We start from the raw sequence: 17,101 nt of genomic DNA on the forward strand, positions 1-17,101 counted from the left end.
GATTGACGCCGTGTTGCCCAGCGGAATCGTCAATCGGGTTTCCTCGCCTCACGAGCCCGGCGTGCCGGTCTCTCCCAGATGCGCCAGCGTCTCGCCATCGAGGCAACGGTAGGTAAAGGAAGGACGGCCGATCTGGCCGTAATGGAAGGACTCCTCGAGCACGCCGCGATCCACCAGATGCTTGAGGTACTTGCGCACCGACACCCGCGACATGCCGGTGTTCTCGCTCAGCGCCTCGGTGGTGAAAGGCGCCCCGTCCTGTTCGGCGGCGGCTCTCGCCACCTGAGCGAGCGAATTGGCCGTCAGCCCCTTGGGCAAATCGCCGGGGCGGGCCGGCTGGGCGGCAATCGACTCGCGGCGGAACAGCGCATCCAGATCGCGCTGGTGCGCGCGCGCCGGCAGCCGCGACAGCCGCCGGTGCGTATCCAGACAGCGCGTCAGGGCCTCCTTGAAGCGCTCGAACTCGAAGGGCTTGACCAGATAGTCGCTGACGCCGAGATGCTTGGCTTCACGCACGGTTTCCATTTCCGAGGCCGCCGTGATCAGCACGATCTGGATATCCCTGGCCTGGCGGCGCAGGTCGCGTACCAGCGACAGGCCGTTGTGCTCGCGGAGATAGACATCGAGCAGCAGCAGGTCCACCGGCTCCCGCGCCAGCAAGTCCCTGGCCGCCGGCAAGTCTTCGCATTGCGCCACCAGATCGATGCCGTCGATACGATTGAGAAACTCGACATTGAGCCGCATCACCATCGGATCATCTTCTACTACCAGTACGCGCATGGATCACGTCACTCCGTCGGTTACCCGCGTTACCGCCATGGCATAGGGTACTGTCACCTCGACCAGCGTGCCACGCCCCAGCGTCGAATAGAGGGCCAGCGAGCCACCGAGCGATTCCACGTGCGTCTTGACCATGGCCAGCCCATAGCCTCGCCCTTCGCCCTTGGAGGAGACTCCCTGCTTCATGGCCAGCCGCTGCTGATCTTCGGCCATGCCTTTACCGTTGTCCGATACATGCAGCGAGAGCGCGCCGGCATCGACGCCCAGTGTCAGGCTCACCTGAGGCGCCTCGCGCCCGGCCACCGCCTCGAACGCGTTCTCCACCAGATTGCCGATGATCGATACCAGAAGATGGATGATCTCGCTTTCGTCGGGTGCGGGTATCTCGCTTTCCAGATCGATCTCGAACGCCACTCGCCGCTCTCTGGCCTCGCTGCCCTTGGCCAGAAGAAAGCCGGCCAGGATCGGGTCCCTGACCCCGGCAATCCGGGCCGCCGCCGGCGCGATCAGGGTGTCGTCGAGCTCGCGCAGGTAACGCTCCAGGCGCCCCAGATCGCGCAGCTGCACGAGCCCCAGGATCACGTGCAGCCGGTTCTTGAATTCATGGGTGGAGGCGCGCAGCGCCTGGGCGTATCGGCTGACGCCGGTCAGCTCTTCGGCGAGCCGATTCACTTCGCTGCGATCCCGCAGCGTCACCACGCTTCCGTCGGCACCGCGTTCGCCGCGAATGGGCACGCGATTGACGATCAGCGCTCGCCCGTTCAGCGTCAGCCGGCGGTCGAGCGAGGGAATGCCGCTGTCGAACAGCTCCTTCAGCGTCGCGGCCGGAATCCCCGAACCGTCGGCCGCCGCCGAGGAGCCCAGCAATTGGCAAGCCGCCGGATTGACCAGCGTGATCTCTCCCTCGCCATTGATCGCCAGCACCCCTTCGTGCAGCGAGGAGAGCATCGCCTGACGCTCCCGAACCCACTGGGATATCTGGTGCGGCTCGAACCCCAGCAGGATCCGCTTGATATAGCGCGCCAGGCACCAGGCGCCCGAGGCGCCGATCAGCATCAGCAGTGCGATACCCAGCAGCAGACCCTGGCGGCGTTCGGCCAGCAACAGGCCGACACGGTTGAGCGTGACCCCGGTCGAGACGGCGCCGATGACCGTACCGCCGGCATCGAGCACTGGCGAGAATCCGCGAATGCTGACGCCCAGCGTGCCCTCCGAGCGAGAGACGTAGGATTCCCCGGCCAGCGAGGGGTCTTCGTCGCCACCCCGGAAATGCCGCCCGACCTCGTCGGGATCGGGATGCGTCAGGCGCAGATGATCGAGATCCATGACGGTGATGAAATCCACCCCCAGCCGCTCGCGCAGTCTCTCGATCTGCTGGCGCAAGGCGGAATCGGGATCGTGGACGATGGGGCGGGCGGAGAGCGCCGTCTTGACGTCACTGCGATCGGCCAGCACCGCCGCCAGCCCCATCACCCTCTCGCCCTGGGTGTCCTCGAGATTGGCGCGCAGCTGGTAGTTGAACAGCAACAGCGCCACGCCCAGCGTCAGCACGATCATGCTGGCGACCAGGATGAATATCTGGGCACTCAGACGTAGCCGTTTCACGCCACGTTCCTCGCAGGCGGGAGCGTGGTTCCAATCTCGCCAAGCCTGCCGCCGCATCGAGCCAATCCGAACATCTTCCGCCACTCCTTTTCACAATGCCGGCCGCAACAGCCGCCCTCGAGGTAACCGGTCGGTAACCGCCATGGCTTTAGACCATGGTGGTATACCCTCCAGGCCGTGTGTATGCAGCTCTCGAGCGCGTTTCTTTCAATAGTTTATAAAGGCTTTAATAATTTCCTAAAGCTTGGTCGACACCGTGAGGTCTCTATCCTCGGCACCGTACCGCCCGCCGGGCAAGAATACCGCTTATCGCCCTTTGGGCGAGAATCCATGGGGAGCCAACCATGACTTCAACCGTGACGCAAACTGCACACGCCGATTCCGGCCGTCGAGACAGCTGGCTGTCGACGCCGATCTTCGGCATTCCCCTACCGCTTTTCGCCATCGCCACCCTCGTTCTGATCATCTCCATGGCGACGGACACGATCCCGACCGGGATGATCGGCGCCCTGCTGGTGATGATGATCCTGGGCGAACTCATGGGCTTCATCGGTGATCGGCTGCCGATCGTCAAGAGCTATCTTGGCGGCGGCGCGATCCTGGCCATCTTCGGCGCCGCAGCGCTGGTCTACGTCCAGTGGCTGCCGACCAGCGTCGTCGACAACGTGACCCAGTTCATGAAGGGCGGCGGCTTCCTCAACTTCTACATCGCCGCGCTGATCACCGGCAGCATTCTGGGCATGGACTCCCGCGTGCTGGTCAAGGTCGGCTCGCGCTACGCTCTGCCGTTGATCTGCGCCGTGCTATTCGCCGCCCTGTTCGCGATCGCCGTCGGCTGGATGATGGGCTTCTCGCCGCAGGACGCTGTCGTCGTCATCGCCCTGCCGATCATGGGCGGCGGCATGGGCGCCGGCGCCGTACCGATGAGCCAGATCTACGAGCAGCTGCTGGGCCAGCCGGCGAGCTACTACATTTCCATCCTGGTGCCGGCGCTGGCCCTGGGTAACGTCTTCGCCATCATCATCGCCGGCCTGCTCAACGGCCTGGCCAACCGCATGCCGAGCCTGACTGGCAACGGCCAGATGATGCCGGGCGTGGAAATCGAAGAGCGCGAGAGCAAGCTAGAGCTCTCCAAGCTGGGCATCGGCGTCGTCGCCGCACTCACCTTCTTCGTCGGCGGCGAGATTCTGGGCGGGTTCATTCCGCTGCATCCGTACGCGCTGATGATCATTCTGGTCGCCGTTCTCAAGATCGCCAACGTGGTGCCGGAATCGATCAACGACGCCGCGGCGCAGTGGTTCCAGTTCGTTGCCAAGAACTGGACCTTCGCCCTGCTGTTCGGGATCGGCATTGCCTACACCGATCTCGCCCAGGTGATCGACGCCATCTCCATCACCTACGTGTTGATCGTGTTCGCTGTCGTCGCCGGTGCAGCCTTCGGCGCCGGCCTGGTCGGCAAGCTGGTCGGCTTCTATCCGATCGAGTCCGCGATCACCGCCGGGCTGTGCATGGCCAATATGGGCGGCACCGGGGACGTGGCCGTGCTCTCCGCTGCCAAGCGCATGCAGTTGATGCCGTTCGCCCAGATCTCCTCACGCTTGGGTGGCGCGCTGATCCTGCTGATCTCCAGTATCGTGGTGCCGCTATTCTTTACTTGATGGCGACCTTCACCTGATAGTGGCCTTCACCTGACAACGGCTGTTCTTCATCGAGAAAGGTGACAAAGCAAAACGGCGCCCCTGTTCTTAATGACGGGGCGCCGTTTTGGTTTGCTGATAAACCGATACGCTTGAATTCCCCACCCGATGACGCCTTCCAGAACGGCGCTGAACGACGATCGCCGCGTCGGGTCTCGCGTCATGGATGACGCGAGAGGCGCGTTGGGCAGGATGCCCTTTCGCGCCGACCCGAGCGCGGGCGGTTGGCGTTCAGGGTTTCGCCGTCTGGGGCGTCAAGAAAGGGGAGCGCGAGGGGCTTGCCCCTCGCAATAATGAGCAAAAGGGCGGTTGATGCTCGGTCAGTGGTAAGCAAATGCTGCTCGAATTAGTCATCTGGCAAAACGGACGCACCGTTTAGCCTTCCTCCTCGTCATCGGCCAGATCCCGCCCGAAGCTGCGCCACTGGGCCAGGGTCATCACCTCGGTGCTCTCGGTCTGCAGGTCGTGAACGATCAGCAACTCGCTCCGCTCGAGTTGCCGCTTGAGATCCCGCACCCAGTCATGCATGTCCGTCGCGACATCGGTGGTGTCGTACCCCTGCCGCGTGACGAACGTCTCCAGCAGCGCATCCAGCGTTTCCGCGGGCAGCATGCGGTGCGGGATTTCGATGAAGCGTCCACTCATGTTCCTGCCTCCCATGCGTTCAGCCGTTCGATGAACGTGGCTTCGTCGATCACCTCGACGCCCAGCTCTTCGGCCTTGGTCAGCTTGCTGCCGGCACCGGGCCCGGCGACGACGGTAGCGGTCTTCTTCGAGACGCTGCCGGCGACCTTGGCGCCGAGCGCCTGCAGGCGCGCCTTGCCTTCGTCACGAGTCATGCCCTCCAGGCTGCCGGTCAACACCCAGGTCTGCCCTGCCAGCGGCTGCGGCCGTTCGCCGATAGCCTCCTCTTCCCAGGTCACGCCCACCTTCAGCAGGTCGTCCAGCGTTTCCTGGTTGTGTGTCTGACGGAAGAAAGTATGGATATGGTGGGCCACCACGGGGCCGACATCGTCGACAGCCTTCAAGGCCTCCAGCGAGGCTTCGCGCAGCGCCTGGAGCGTACCGAAGTGGCGCGCCAGGCTGGCCGCCGTGGCTTCGCCCACTTCACGGATGCCGATGGCGTAGACGAAACGCGCCAGCGTGGTGTGCTTGGCCGCCTCGAGCGAATGGACGAGGTTGTTCGCGGATTTTTCCGCCAGCCGGGGCAGTTCGGCGAGTCGTTCGGCTCTCAATCGGAACAGATCGGCCGGCGTCTTGACCCACTCGCGTTCGACCAGCAGATCGATCAGCTTCTCGCCGAGACCGTCGATATCCAGCGCGCGCCGGCTGGCGAAGTGCTTCAACGCCTCCTTGCGCTGCGCCGGGCAGTAAAGGCCACCGGAACAGCGCGCCGCGACCTCGCCTTCCAGCCGCTCGATCTGCGAGCCGCAGACCGGGCAGGCCGTCGGCATCTCGATGGCACGCGCCCCCTCCGGGCGCTGCGACTCGACGACACCGACGATCTGCGGAATGACGTCGCCGGCTCGCCGCACGATCACGGTATCGCCGATGCGAACACCGAGCCGCTCGACCTCGTCCATGTTGTGCAGCGTGGCGTTGGAGACCGTCACGCCAGCGACCTGCACCGGCTCCAGCTTGGCCACCGGCGTCAGCGTACCGACGCGACCGACCTGAAACGCCACGTCGTTGAGCGTCGTGGTCTGCTCCTGGGCCGGGTATTTGTAGGCGATGGCCCAGCGCGGCGCGCGGGAGACGAAGCCCAGCTCGCGCTGATCGCGCAGGCTGTCGACCTTCAGCACGGCGCCGTCGATGTCGTAATCGAGCGTCTCGCGCTGCTCGCCCAGCGTCTGGCAGAACGAGACGACGCCGCTCGCGCCCTCGACGACATCGAGCAGCGGGCTGGTACGGAAACCCAGCTCGCGCAATCGCTTCAGATAGTCGGAATGGGATTGCGCGCTGTCGTCCCCCTCGAGCCGGGCGACCTGATAGGCACAGAACTCCAATGGCCGTTTGGCGGCGATCGAGGAATCCAGCTGCCGGAGGCTGCCGGCAGCGGCATTGCGCGGGTTGGCGAAGACCTTGTCGCCGTTCTCCCGCGCACGCTCGTTCATCGCCTCGAAGCCTGAGTGGCGCATATAGACTTCGCCGCGCACCTCGATCAGCGGCGGCACCGACTTGCCCCGCAGCTTGAGGGGGATGGAGTGGAGCGTACGCAGGTTGAGCGTGACGTCTTCGCCGGTCCGCCCGTCGCCACGCGTTGCGCCCTGGACCAGCCGGCCGTTCTCGTAGACCAGCGACACCGCCAGCCCGTCGAGCTTGGGTTCGCAGCAGAACCTCAGCGTCTCCGAGTCACTCTCGAGCTTGTCGGCGACACGTTTGACGAATGCCTCGAGTTCTTCCGTGCTGAACGCATTATCGAGCGACAGCATCGGCACGGCATGCGTCACTTCCCGAAAGCGTTCGGCCGGCGAAGCCCCGACACGCTGCGTCGGTGAATCCGGCGTCACCAGGTCGGGATGATCGGCTTCCAGCGACTGCAGCTCGCGCAGCAGCTTGTCGTACTCGATATCCGGAATCTGCGGCTGATCTTCGACGTAATAGTGATAGTTGGCATCGTCCAACTGCTGGCGCAGGGCATCGGCCCGCTCGAGGACCGCTTGGGGGATCTGGCTCATGACGCTCGATTCGATCGCTGCACAAAGTGACCCGCATTGTAGCGGAAGCCGATCACGGCTGCCGTAACGCGGAGCCCCGACTCAGGCCGAACGAGGAAACGAAACGACGACGGGGCCCCGAAAGGCCCCGTCGTCAAGTCCGGCTCATTTCGAGCCTTTGCCAACTCAATTGGCTTGATAGCGATGCAACCGATGGCGGCGCTCGAACTCCTGCACCCGTTGACGCGCGAACTCGATCGTCTGGGCGGTCATCACGCTGTGGTTCTCGTCCTTGAGCTCGCCACCGAGATTGCGCACCAGCACCATCGCGGTTTCCAGCATCGCCTCGAAGGCGGCCGAGGTGTCGTTGGCGCCCGGCAGCGGCATCAGGAAGGTCACCCCCGGCGTCACGATCTCCTGCATGTTGTCGAGATCGAAGACGCCCGGCTTGACCACGTTGACCATCGAGAATTGCAGCTCGCTGTCGTCCGCTTCGGTCTCGTAGCGATGGAAAATGCCCATCTCGCTGAAACGCAGGCCGCAGGCCAGCATCAGGTTGAGCAGATCGGCACCGTCGAACCCATCTTCGGTTCTCGCCAGCACACTGATGACGATGATCTCCTCGGAATGCGCCAGGGTTTCGCGGGCACGAGCGGCACTCACGTGATGACGCTTGGCACGCTCCACCGCCGGATGCTGCGTCACGACGTCGTTTCGTGGCGATACGTCGGCATCCTCGGCTGGCGCGACGGACCCTTCTGCCGTCTCCGGTTCGACACGGCGTTCCGAGAGGGTGGGCTCGGGCTGATCGGCCGAGTGCGCCTCGCTGGCCACACGGTCACCGTCATACGAAATCGACGCGCCCTCGGGCGGCACCAGCGTCGTGATCTGCAGCTGGCTCGATGGTTCGGCGACGTCGGTTTCCCGAGATGCCAGACTCGGCTCCTGGTGGCGCTCCGTCGTCTTCTGAACCCGTGTTTCTTCCGCGTCGCGCTTGTGGCTCAGGCGATGAGCCGATTCGCTGACGCGTTTGGCACCCGCGCGAACGGCGCTCTTGACGTTGTGCTGCATGTCGGCGAACGAGGAGCGCGTTCGGCGATCGACGATGCTGCGCTGCAGTTCCTCTTTCGGAATTCGTTCCTGGCGCTTGGGTTCGGAAGGCCTGATCGGTTCCGAACCATTGCCACTGCGTTCAAACGTCGCCGGACGTACGACACGTGCCCCTCCATTGGGCAATTCCCAGTTGACCTCGGCCTCGCGGGCCGCCTGTTCCGGATCCACGTCGGATCCGGCGTCGGATTCGCTGTCTCCGATCGCCTGATCTAGGCGTGGAACCCGACGTTGGCGCTGAAGACGACGGAAACCATCGATCACGATGGTCGCCACCAAAACCAGCCCCAGGATGATCAGCCACTCTCTTAGTTCCATGGGTCGTCTTGCCTGTTCGCGGTGCCACTATGCTGGAAGAGGACAACATGCCTATGGCATGTTCGCACTAGCATAGCGTGATTTGTCAAAAATGGGCTACTTTTTCTTTGTCAAGCGAAGTTTTTCCCATCAGCAATCACCCTTCAATTCCATCCCATGCGAGACATCCTATTACGTCATTAGCCGGTTTGGCTATTTTCGCCAGTATCAGGACGTATCCGCCATCGACGCCGCTTCTTCCACCCCCACCGATACCAGGCGTGACACGCCCGGCTCCTGCATGGTCACGCCCATCAATCGCTCGGCCGCTTCCATTGCGATCTTGTTGTGCGTGATGAAGATGAACTGCACGCTTTCCGACATTTCCTTGACCAGTTTTGCATAGCGTCCCACATTCGCGTCGTCCAGTGGCGCGTCGACTTCGTCGAGCATGCAAAAAGGTGCCGGATTGAGCTGGAAGATGGCGAATACCAGCGACAGTGCCGTCAGTGCTTTCTCTCCCCCGGAAAGCAGGTGAATGGTGCTGTTTTTCTTGCCTGGGGGGCGGGCCATAATGGCCACGCCCGTCTCCAGCAAATCCTCTCCCGTGAGCGTCAACCATGCGGTCCCACCGCCGAAGACTCGGGGAAAAAGTGCCATCAGGCCCTGGTTCACTTCTTCGAAAGTCTGCTTGAAACGGGTGCGCGTCTCCTGGTCTATACGCTTGATCGCACGCTCCAGGGTGTCGATCGCTTCGCTCAGCTCGGCGTGCTGGGCTTCGAGGTAATCACGGCGCTCGGCCTGCTGCTCGTACTCCTCGATCGCGGCCAGGTTGATGGCGCCGAGCCGCCGAATGCGCTCACCGGTCTCTTCCAGCCGAGTCTGCCAGGCGGATTCCGTGGCATTGGGATCGAGATTTTCCTGTAGGCTCCGGGCGTCCTGCTGCTGTTCCGCCAGCGCCTCCTGCTGCGCATCCGCCTTGAGCGTCAACGCCTGAACCTGCATCCGCGCTTCCTGCAACCGCTGGCGGAGCCCTTCCAGATTGCGTTCGTGCTGCTGGCGTTCGATCTCGGTCTGGCGCAACGTCTCGCCGATCTGATTGGCGCGATCCCGGCAACGGTTGAGCGTGGCCTCCTGCCGGGATCGTGTCTCGAGTCGTTGCGCCAGGCGTTCACGCTGATCGTCGTCGGGTTCGCGCAAGGTTTCCAGCTGTTCCTGCAGCAGTTCGACACGTTCGTCGAGTCGCGACAGCTGCTCCCGACTGCGCTCGGCCTGCTGCCGAAGCTCGCCGCGCTGGGCCTCGAGACGCTGACGTTCGAGCGCCAGTTGCTGCTGGGTCTGCCGGGTCTGCTGCTGTTGCTGGCGCAGCTCCGCGAGCCGGGACTGGCTCTGTTCGCGGGCCGCTTGCAGCGCGTCGCGCTCGGCGCTGTTGGCCTCGACCTGATCGAGCGCCTGCTGCCAGCGCTCCCGCACGCTTTCCAGTTCCAGTGCCTGCTCCGCGTGTCGCTCCTGCCCCTGCGCCTGTTCGGCATCGAACTCCCGCAGCCGCGAAATGACATGCTCGAGACGACTCTCCAGCGTCGCCAGCCGGGTCGCCTGCGTCTGACGCTGCTGGGCGAGCCCGCGTTCGTCCTGCCCCAGCGTTTCCAGTGCCGCTTCGCTGGCCTCGACTTCGGACTGCCAGTGTGCGATCCGTGTTTCATGCTCGGCCAGCGTGGCGTCGAGCGTCGCGATCTCCTCGATCAGCGCATCGCGGCGCTGTCGCTGCAGCAGGACGCTGTCCGCATTGGCGTCGTCCCGACCGAGACGCCGGGCCCAGCCCCGCCCCAGCCACAGGCCATCCTGCGTGATCACGCTCTGCCCCGCGGGAAGGTCGGCGACCATCTGCCAGGCCGCCTCCGGGTCATCGACGCAATGAATCGCCGACAGCCACATCGACAGCGCACCGGCGCCCTCGACCCGGGCGCCCAGCGACCGGGGAGGTGCGGCCTCCGGCGACTGGTCCGAGACCACCGGCAGCTCACCGCTGACCAGCGACGCCAGCGGCACGCGGGCGGCTTCCGGATCCGCCAGGCGCGCCTTCAACCACGGCGCGAGCACCCAGGCCACGGTGCGCTCCCAGCCGGCCGCCACCTGGAGACGCTCGGCGACTCGCGGGGCACTACCCAGCGGGTGATCGCCGAGCTGTTCGGCCAGGCTGGCGTCGTCATCGTTGAGGGCCGCGTCGATCAGTGCCTCCAGCGAGGCGATCTCTCCCTGGCAGCGATGCCGACGCTCACGTTCGCTGTCTCTGGCCGCCTGCGCTTCAGCCTGGCTTTGCCGAGCCCGCTCGCGGGACTGCTGATGCGTTTCGCGACGAATCTCCAGCGCCTGCTGCCGTTCGTCCAGCATTGCCAAGTCTTCCCGGAGCGCGTCTCTTTCCGCCTCCAGATCACTGACATCCGGCAGTTCGGACCGCTGCTGCCGTCGACGTTCCAGTTCACGGGCCGCCTCTTCGAGCTGGCGTTCGAGACGCCGGATCGTCTCCTGCTCGCGTTCGGCCCGGTGACGGGCATCCCGGTCGCGTTCGCTGAACGCTTCCCACTGTTGCCGGTGCTCGTCTGCCAGGGCCTCGGCCTCTTCGAGCTGCAGCTCCAGCGTCAGCAGCGATTCGTCCGCGATCTCGGCTTCTGGCAACAGCGTCTCGAGTCGGGTATCGAGCTCCGCGCGGCGCGTCTCGTCCTGCTCGACCAGTTGCGCCAGCGCATCCCGCTCGCGTCGGGCGCTCTCCTGATCGTCGGCGAGCTGCTGCTCACGCTGCCGGGCATGTTCCAGCGACTGCTCCAGCCGGGCGATATCGGCGCCGGTCTGGTAGAACGCGGCCTGGTGCGTTTCCAGCTCCGCGGCCACCGCATCGTGGGCCTCCCGGCCTTCCGCCAATCGGGTTTCGCACTGGCGCTGGCCGAGAATCTCGCGTTCGACCTGGATCTCGCAGTCGCGCACGCGCGCCTCTTCTTCGCGCTGCTGGCTGCGCAGGGCGCGTTCCCGCAGCACCGCGAGCTCGCCGCGCAGGCGATGTTCTTCCTCTTTCAGGGTGCGATAGCGTTTGGCCGCTTCGGCCTGACGCTTGAGCCGTTCGAGCTGCTTGTCGAGCTCTTCGCGGATGTCGTCGAGCCGTTCGAGGTTCTCCTGGGTGCGCCGCAGGCGATTTTCGGTCTCCCGCCGACGCTCCTTGTACTTGGAGATTCCCGCCGCCTCTTCCAGTGTGTTGCGCAACTCTTCCGGCCGCGCCTCGACCAGCCGGGAAATCATGCCCTGGCCAATGATCGCGTAGGAACGCGGCCCGAGCCCGGTGCCCAGGAAGATGTCGGCGATATCGCGGCGACGGCATTTCTGGCCATTGAGGAAATAGCTGGACTGGGCCTCGCGGGTGACCAGGCGCTTGACCGCGATCTCGTTGTAGCCGGCATAGGCGCCGCCGAGATCGCCGTCGCGATTGTCGAAGATCAACTCGATGGAGGCCTGGCCGACGGGAGAACGGCCGGTGGAACCGTTGAAGATGACGTCTGTCATCGACTCGCCGCGCAGGGTCTTGGCGGAGGACTCGCCCATGACCCAGCGCACGGCATCGATGACGTTGGACTTACCGCAGCCGTTGGGTCCGACGATGGCGGTCATGTTGCTGTCGAACGGCACCGTGACCGGATCGACGAACGACTTGAAGCCGGCCAGCTTGATGGACTTGAGACGCATGCGGGGAATCGAGCTCCTGAACCGATATGGCGATGGCGAACTACCCGGTCGGCAACCCGCCATCGCCGGTTTCGGCAGAGCCTAAGGCACCGTGTGATCGATATCCAGCGTCAATGTCCTGGCGCCAGCGATCTCGACGTCATCCAGCCGCCCGTAGAGATCGCCGGATTGCGGCATCGCCTGGCCGGACGCGGAAACCCGCGCCACCAGGAAAACCGGAGTCGCTGGTGGCAGGCGATCCTGCAACAAAGTATCGACTTGCCGCTGCCGTTTGCCTTGCTATGATGGCGGCACCACCTCGGGAGAAGACGATGACAAACGCCGCACCGAGCTATCTGCAGCGCCAGCCGAACCTGCCGCTGATCGACGGCAACTGGGAACCCATCGATGCCACCGATCTGGTCGAGATTCCTCTGCTCGGACAGGTCGCCGCCGGGCTGCCGATGGAAGCCTGCCTCGACGATGCCACGGTTCATGTCCCCGCGAAGCTGGTCCGCCGAAACACCTATGCGCTACGCGTCCGAGGCGATTCGATGGTCGACAGCAATATCTTCGATGGCGATGTCATCATCATCGAGCGCTATGAGTCGGCCGAAAACGGCGAAACGGCGGTAGTCCTGATCAACAATCAGGAAGTGACGCTGAAGAAGCTGTTCATCGAGAAATCCGGTGTCCGCTTGCAGCCCGCCAACGACAGCATGCCGCCGATCTACCTGAAGAACGAGGATGTGCAGGTACTCGGCCTGGTCATGGGCGTGATGCGCAACCCACCCCAGGTGGCCTGATTCCCCCGGAATCGACCCAAGTCTTCCGGGCCGAGCAAAAAACTCGGCCTGAGTCAGCCAAGAGAACGCCATGCGCTATCCGATTCCCGATCTTGCCCCGCGTGCGCGACACGCCAATACCGTCGAGATCGAGAAGAGCCGTTTCATCTGCTGGCTCTGTCATGCACCCGACAACGCCGCCTTCGATGTGCTGCTGAACGACGCGCGTTCGACCTATCCCGATGCCAGCCACCACTGTTCCGCCTTCATTGCCGGCGCGCCCGGCGAGCAGATCGCGATCGGCTTTTCGGATGACGGCGAGCCGGGCGGCACCGCCGGACGCCCCATGTTTCAGGCGCTGGAAGGCAGCGGACTGGGGCAGATCGGTGCAGTGGTGACGCGCTACTTCGGCGGCACCAAACTGGGAACCGGCGGGCTGGTTCGTGCCTACACCCAGGCCGTGCTTAAGGCACTCGACACTCTGCCCCGGCGCGAATTCACCGAGCGTCGCGACGTGACCATCCAAGTCGATTTCAGCAACGAAGCGGAAGCCCGCCGCTGGCTGGCGGAGCATGACATTCCGGTGGTCAGCGCCGACTACGATAGCCAGGGGGCGCGTCTGCTGCTGGCGTGGCCGGCCGATGACAGCATCTCGCTGGCCGTGCTGGAGCGGCGCCTGAAAGGCGCACTCGTGCGGCTCTGATCACGCCGTTGTGATCGTCGTCATGCTTTCTCTGTCGCCCCGCCTATCCCTGTCGCCCCGCCTTTCCCTTTGCTCATCTCGTTTTCCTGGCAGGCACCCTGCGCCACCTCGTAGGAGAGCCGTATATGCTCTTCGAGCAGCGCTCGCGCCGCAGCGGTATCGCGTGACATGGCCAGATCGACCAGCTGGCCGTGCTGGTCATTGAGTGTCTCTCGCACCGCATTGTTGGCCGGCGCCATGCGCCGGTAGCGATCGAACTGGTCATGCAGCTGTTCGATGAAACGCAACAGCCAGGGCGAACCGCAGGGCTCCAGCAGATGACGATGGAACTGCAGATGCATCTGCTCCCAATGCTCCAGCTGACCCGGCGTCTCGTCGGCCCGCTTGAGACGGTGAAACGCCGCCAGCAGGCCGGCTTCCCATTCATCGTCGCCCGCCGCCAGTGCCTGCGCCAGCGCCTGCCCTTCGAAACGCTGTCTCAGCTCGGCGATGTCGTCCAGTTCGGCACGCGTCAATGCGGGAACCCGGAAGCCACGCTGATTTTCCTGCACCAACAGGCCATAGGCGGCCAATCGATTGAGCGCCTCGCGCAGGGGACTGAGCCCGACCCGGTAACGTTGCTTGAGGGTGGTGATTGCCAGCTTCTGCCCGGCGGCGAAACGTCCATCGATCAAATCGCGCTTCAAGGCCGTGTACAGCTGGCTGGCCGTCATGTTGGCGGTGGGTGCTTCAACTCCCATAAGTGCTCACCTTCCGATCCAGTGATAGAAACTCACTATCTCGCCGACTCAGGTCTTGACCTTCACAAGAATTCGACGCCATAGTAAAAAATCGATTTTTCACATCATAAACGATTAACATCAATTTACCGTACGACCTTCGGCATCCGGCGAACCGCCTTACGGTGAATCGGCTCACAATAATCGAGAAACGCCATGTCCCTCGCTTTCGATCACAACAATCCCTACCCCTCTCGCCGTAGCGCCACCTATGCCGATCGCGGCATGGTCGCGGCTTCGCAGCCACAGGCCAGCCAGGCCGGGCGAGACATGCTGGCCCTGGGTGGCAACGCCATCGACGCCGCCATCGCGACGGCGGCGGTGCTGACTGTGGTCGAACCCACCGGCAATGGAATCGGCGGTGATGCCTTCGCCCTGGTCTGGATTGCCGAAGGCAACGACGGGAAAGGCAAGCTCCACGGTCTCAACGCCAGCGGCCATGCGCCGAAGCGGCTGACGCCGGAAGCCGTCAAGGCCGCCGGCCACGACGAGATGCCGCTGCACGGCTGGACGCCGGTCACCGTCCCCGGCATTCCTGCCGCCTGGGCCGAGCTGTCGAAGCAGTACGGCAAGCTGGACTTCGCCACCCTGCTGGCGCCGGCGATCCGCATCGCCCGGGAAGGTTCCCCGGTTTCGCCGGTGATCAGCCAGCTATGGCAACGCGCCGAGGTCGAATTCCGTGCCAAGGCAAGCGATCCCGCCATTGCGACGTGGCTCGAGGCCTTCGCGCCCGAAGGGCACGCGCCTCGCCCTGGCGAACTCCATCGCAACGAAGCTCAGGCCAGAACGCTCGAAGCCCTGGCCGAGAGCCGCTGCGAAAGCTTCTACCGCGGCGAACTGGCGCAGAAGATCGATGCGTTCTCGCGCGCAACAGGCGGCTACCTTCGCGCCGACGATCTGGCGGATTATCGCCCCGAATGGGTCGAGCCGATCTCGGTCAACTACCGGGGCTACGACGTCTGGGAAATTCCGCCCAACGGTCAGGGCATGGTCGCATTGATGGCGCTGCGCATGATGGAAGGGTTCGATGTCACGGTCCGCGACGACCCGCAACTGCTGCATCGTCAGCTGGAAGCGATGAAGCTGGCCTACACCGATGGCCACCATCACATCACCCAGGCCGAGTACATGCGCACGAGCGTCGCTTCGCTGCTCAGCGACGAGTATGCCGACACCCGCCGCCGCCTGATCGGCGAGAATGCCATCGACCCCGAACCCGGCCAGCCACAGGCCGGCGGCACGGTCTATCTGGCGACCGCCGACAGCGACGGCAACATGGTCTCCTATATCCAGAGCAACTATCACGGCTTCGGCTCCGGCGTCGTAGTGCCCGAAACCGGTATCTCGCTGCAGAACCGGGGTCACGGTTTCAGCCTCGAGGCGGATCATGTCAACGTGCTGGCGCCTGGCAAGCGCACTTTCCATACCATCATCCCCGGCTTTCTGACCCGGGGCGGCACCGCGCTCGGCCCGTTCGGCGTCATGGGCGGCTTCATGCAGCCCCAGGGCCACATGCAGGTCGTCATGAATCTGATCGACTTCGATCTCAACCCGCAGGCGGCGCTGGATGCGCCACGCTGGCAGTGGATGGGCGGACGCAAGATCGGCATCGAACCCGGCTATCCGCTTCACGTGATCCGCGAGATGGCGGCACGTGGTCACCAGATGACCATGGCCGTGGACAGCACCGCCTATGGTCGTGGTCAGATCATCCTGCGAGAACCTCAGAGCGGCGTTTACTGCGGCGGCACCGAGCCGCGCACCGACTCCAGCATCGCGGTGTTCTGATCCATGTCTTCGTCTTTGACAACCCAGCGTCATCTGTTCGTGGCGTTTTTGCGCATCGGCCTGCTCGGATTCGGCGGCGGGCCGTCGATGATTCCGCTGGTTCGCGCCGAGGCGGTCACTCGCTATCAGTGGATGAACGATGAGGAGTTCGGCGACGTGCTGGCCATCGGCAACACCCTGCCCGGCCCCATCGCCACCAAGATGGCCGGCACCATCGGTTATCGGGTTGGCGGCGTGGTCGGCTGTCTCAATGCCGTCCTGGCGGTCATCGTGCCGTGCATCGTGGCGATGGTGGTACTGCTGGGGCTGTTCACCCGTTTCCGCGACCAGCGCTGGATCCAGGGCATGAGCGAAGGCGTCATTCCGGTGGTGATGGTGATGATGGCCCAGCTCACCTGGGACTTCTTCCAGAAGTCACGCATCGTGCTCGGCTGGATCGCGACCCTGATCATGGGGGCGGTCGCCGGCGGTCTGATATACGGGCTCGGTATTCATCCAGGTCTGGTGATTGGCGCGATCCTCATTGCCGCACTGCTGCGACCGGAACGGTGGCGCAAGCGCAGCGGGGAGGCGAAGTCATGATCTACTGGGATCTGTTCCTCGCCTTCTTCATTCCCAACATCATCGGCTATGGCGGCGGGCCGGCGATCATTCCGCTGGTCGAGAATGAAGTCGTCGGCCGCTATGGCTGGATGACCTCCCAGCAATTCGCCGAGACGCTGGCGCTGGGCAATACCCTGCCCAGCCCCATCGCCACCAAGATGGCCGGCTATATCGGCTATGACGTGGCCGGCATCGGCGGCGGACTGGTGGCCACGTTCGCCACCGTCGCCCCTTCACTGATCCTGATGCTGGTAGCGCTGGGAACCCTGTATCGCTACCGGGATTCGATCAAGGTCAAGTCGATGAGCCAGTGGGTCCGGCCGGTGATCATGGTGCTGATGGGCTATCTCACCTGGTCGTTCCTCAACGAAAGCGTCACTGATTCCGGCTGGATTCACACGACCATCATCGGTGCGATCGCCGTGGTGATGCTCTGGCGTCTCAAGCTCCATCCGGTGTGGGCCGTTCTTCTGGGACTGATCTATGGAGGGCTACTGCTCGGGTAGGTGCCAAAGCGCGAGCGCACGCGCCCTCGAAAGGCAGCAACGCAAGAAGCGAAGAAAGTCAACGGACCGAAAAAAGTCGA

Annotated in this window: 14 protein-coding genes; 6 read left to right on the top strand and 8 right to left on the bottom strand. The window is 64.0% G+C overall.

The window, feature by feature from the left end; genetic code table 11:
* Nucleotides 1–48 precede the first annotated feature (48 nt).
* Together CCD76_RS03400 and CCD76_RS03405 are read right to left on the bottom strand one after the other, a co-directional pair.
* Entirely contained in the window at nucleotides 49–780 is a 732-nt protein-coding gene (locus CCD76_RS03400; protein ID WP_087718152.1) for a response regulator, read from the bottom strand.
* Nucleotides 781–783: 3 nt separating this feature from the next.
* Entirely contained in the window at nucleotides 784–2,385 is a 1,602-nt protein-coding gene (locus CCD76_RS03405; RefSeq protein WP_256961074.1) for an ATP-binding protein, read from the bottom strand.
* Between the two features lie 344 nt (nucleotides 2,386–2,729).
* Between CCD76_RS03405 and CCD76_RS03410 the strand changes: the two genes are divergently transcribed.
* Complete coding sequence (locus CCD76_RS03410; protein WP_087718154.1) at nucleotides 2,730–4,043, top strand: 2-hydroxycarboxylate transporter family protein; 1,314 nt, start codon at nucleotides 2,730–2,732, stop codon at nucleotides 4,041–4,043.
* A gap of 414 nt (nucleotides 4,044–4,457) precedes the next feature.
* Here CCD76_RS03410 and CCD76_RS03415 read toward each other — a convergent pair whose 3' ends face one another.
* The 5 genes from CCD76_RS03415 to CCD76_RS19980 form a co-directional block, all read right to left on the bottom strand.
* On the bottom strand, nucleotides 4,458–4,727 hold the full coding sequence (locus CCD76_RS03415; RefSeq protein WP_087718155.1) for a YheU family protein: 270 nt from the start codon (nucleotides 4,725–4,727) through the stop codon (nucleotides 4,458–4,460).
* The gene (ligA, locus tag CCD76_RS03420; RefSeq protein WP_087718156.1) at nucleotides 4,724–6,760 is read right to left on the bottom strand and encodes an NAD-dependent DNA ligase LigA; all 2,037 of its coding nucleotides are present in this window, start codon (nucleotides 6,758–6,760) and stop codon (nucleotides 4,724–4,726) included. The genes CCD76_RS03415 and ligA overlap by 4 nt, the downstream gene beginning before the upstream one ends.
* A gap of 165 nt (nucleotides 6,761–6,925) precedes the next feature.
* Nucleotides 6,926–8,167 (bottom strand): cell division protein ZipA, encoded by a 1,242-nt coding sequence (zipA, locus tag CCD76_RS03425; protein ID WP_087718157.1) that lies wholly within the window; start codon nucleotides 8,165–8,167, stop codon nucleotides 6,926–6,928.
* A 207-nt stretch (nucleotides 8,168–8,374) separates the two neighbouring features.
* Complete coding sequence (gene smc / locus CCD76_RS03430; RefSeq protein ID WP_087718158.1) at nucleotides 8,375–11,878, bottom strand: chromosome segregation protein SMC; 3,504 nt, start codon at nucleotides 11,876–11,878, stop codon at nucleotides 8,375–8,377.
* Between the two features lie 81 nt (nucleotides 11,879–11,959).
* Nucleotides 11,960–12,124, bottom strand: a complete 165-nt coding sequence (locus CCD76_RS19980) for a c-type cytochrome biogenesis protein CcmI/CycH (protein ID WP_179208828.1) — start codon at nucleotides 12,122–12,124, stop codon at nucleotides 11,960–11,962.
* 65 nt (nucleotides 12,125–12,189) lie between these two features.
* On the opposite strand from CCD76_RS19980, the gene CCD76_RS03435 reads away from it, so the two are divergent.
* Together CCD76_RS03435 and CCD76_RS03440 are read left to right on the top strand one after the other, a co-directional pair.
* Entirely contained in the window at nucleotides 12,190–12,663 is a 474-nt protein-coding gene (locus CCD76_RS03435) for a LexA family protein (protein WP_087718159.1), read from the top strand.
* A 70-nt stretch (nucleotides 12,664–12,733) separates the two neighbouring features.
* A complete protein-coding gene (locus tag CCD76_RS03440) occupies nucleotides 12,734–13,345 on the top strand; it encodes an IMPACT family protein (RefSeq protein ID WP_087718160.1) in 612 nt (203 codons plus the stop codon).
* A gap of 20 nt (nucleotides 13,346–13,365) precedes the next feature.
* On the opposite strand, the gene CCD76_RS03445 is transcribed toward CCD76_RS03440, so the two are convergent.
* Entirely contained in the window at nucleotides 13,366–14,085 is a 720-nt protein-coding gene (locus CCD76_RS03445) for a GntR family transcriptional regulator (protein ID WP_087718161.1), read from the bottom strand.
* Nucleotides 14,086–14,280: 195 nt separating this feature from the next.
* Between CCD76_RS03445 and CCD76_RS03450 the strand changes: the two genes are divergently transcribed.
* From CCD76_RS03450 to CCD76_RS03460, 3 genes are read left to right on the top strand one after another with little or no spacing between them, the layout of a single operon-like run.
* Nucleotides 14,281–15,912, top strand: coding sequence for a gamma-glutamyltransferase family protein (locus CCD76_RS03450; protein WP_087718162.1), 1,632 nt, complete (start codon nucleotides 14,281–14,283; stop codon nucleotides 15,910–15,912).
* A gap of 3 nt (nucleotides 15,913–15,915) precedes the next feature.
* Nucleotides 15,916–16,494 carry a chromate transporter gene (locus tag CCD76_RS03455; protein ID WP_087718163.1) on the top strand — a complete coding sequence of 193 codons (579 nt, stop codon included), beginning with the start codon at nucleotides 15,916–15,918 and terminating at the stop codon, nucleotides 16,492–16,494.
* A complete protein-coding gene (locus CCD76_RS03460; RefSeq protein ID WP_087718164.1) occupies nucleotides 16,491–17,021 on the top strand; it encodes a chromate transporter in 531 nt (176 codons plus the stop codon). Before CCD76_RS03455 ends, CCD76_RS03460 begins: the two co-directional genes overlap by 4 nt.
* The last annotated feature ends 80 nt before the right edge of the window (nucleotides 17,022–17,101 follow it).

Origin of the sequence: Salinicola salarius (assembly GCF_002179555.1) — a bacterium.
Classification (GTDB): Bacteria; Pseudomonadota; Gammaproteobacteria; order Pseudomonadales; family Halomonadaceae; genus Salinicola; species Salinicola salarius_A.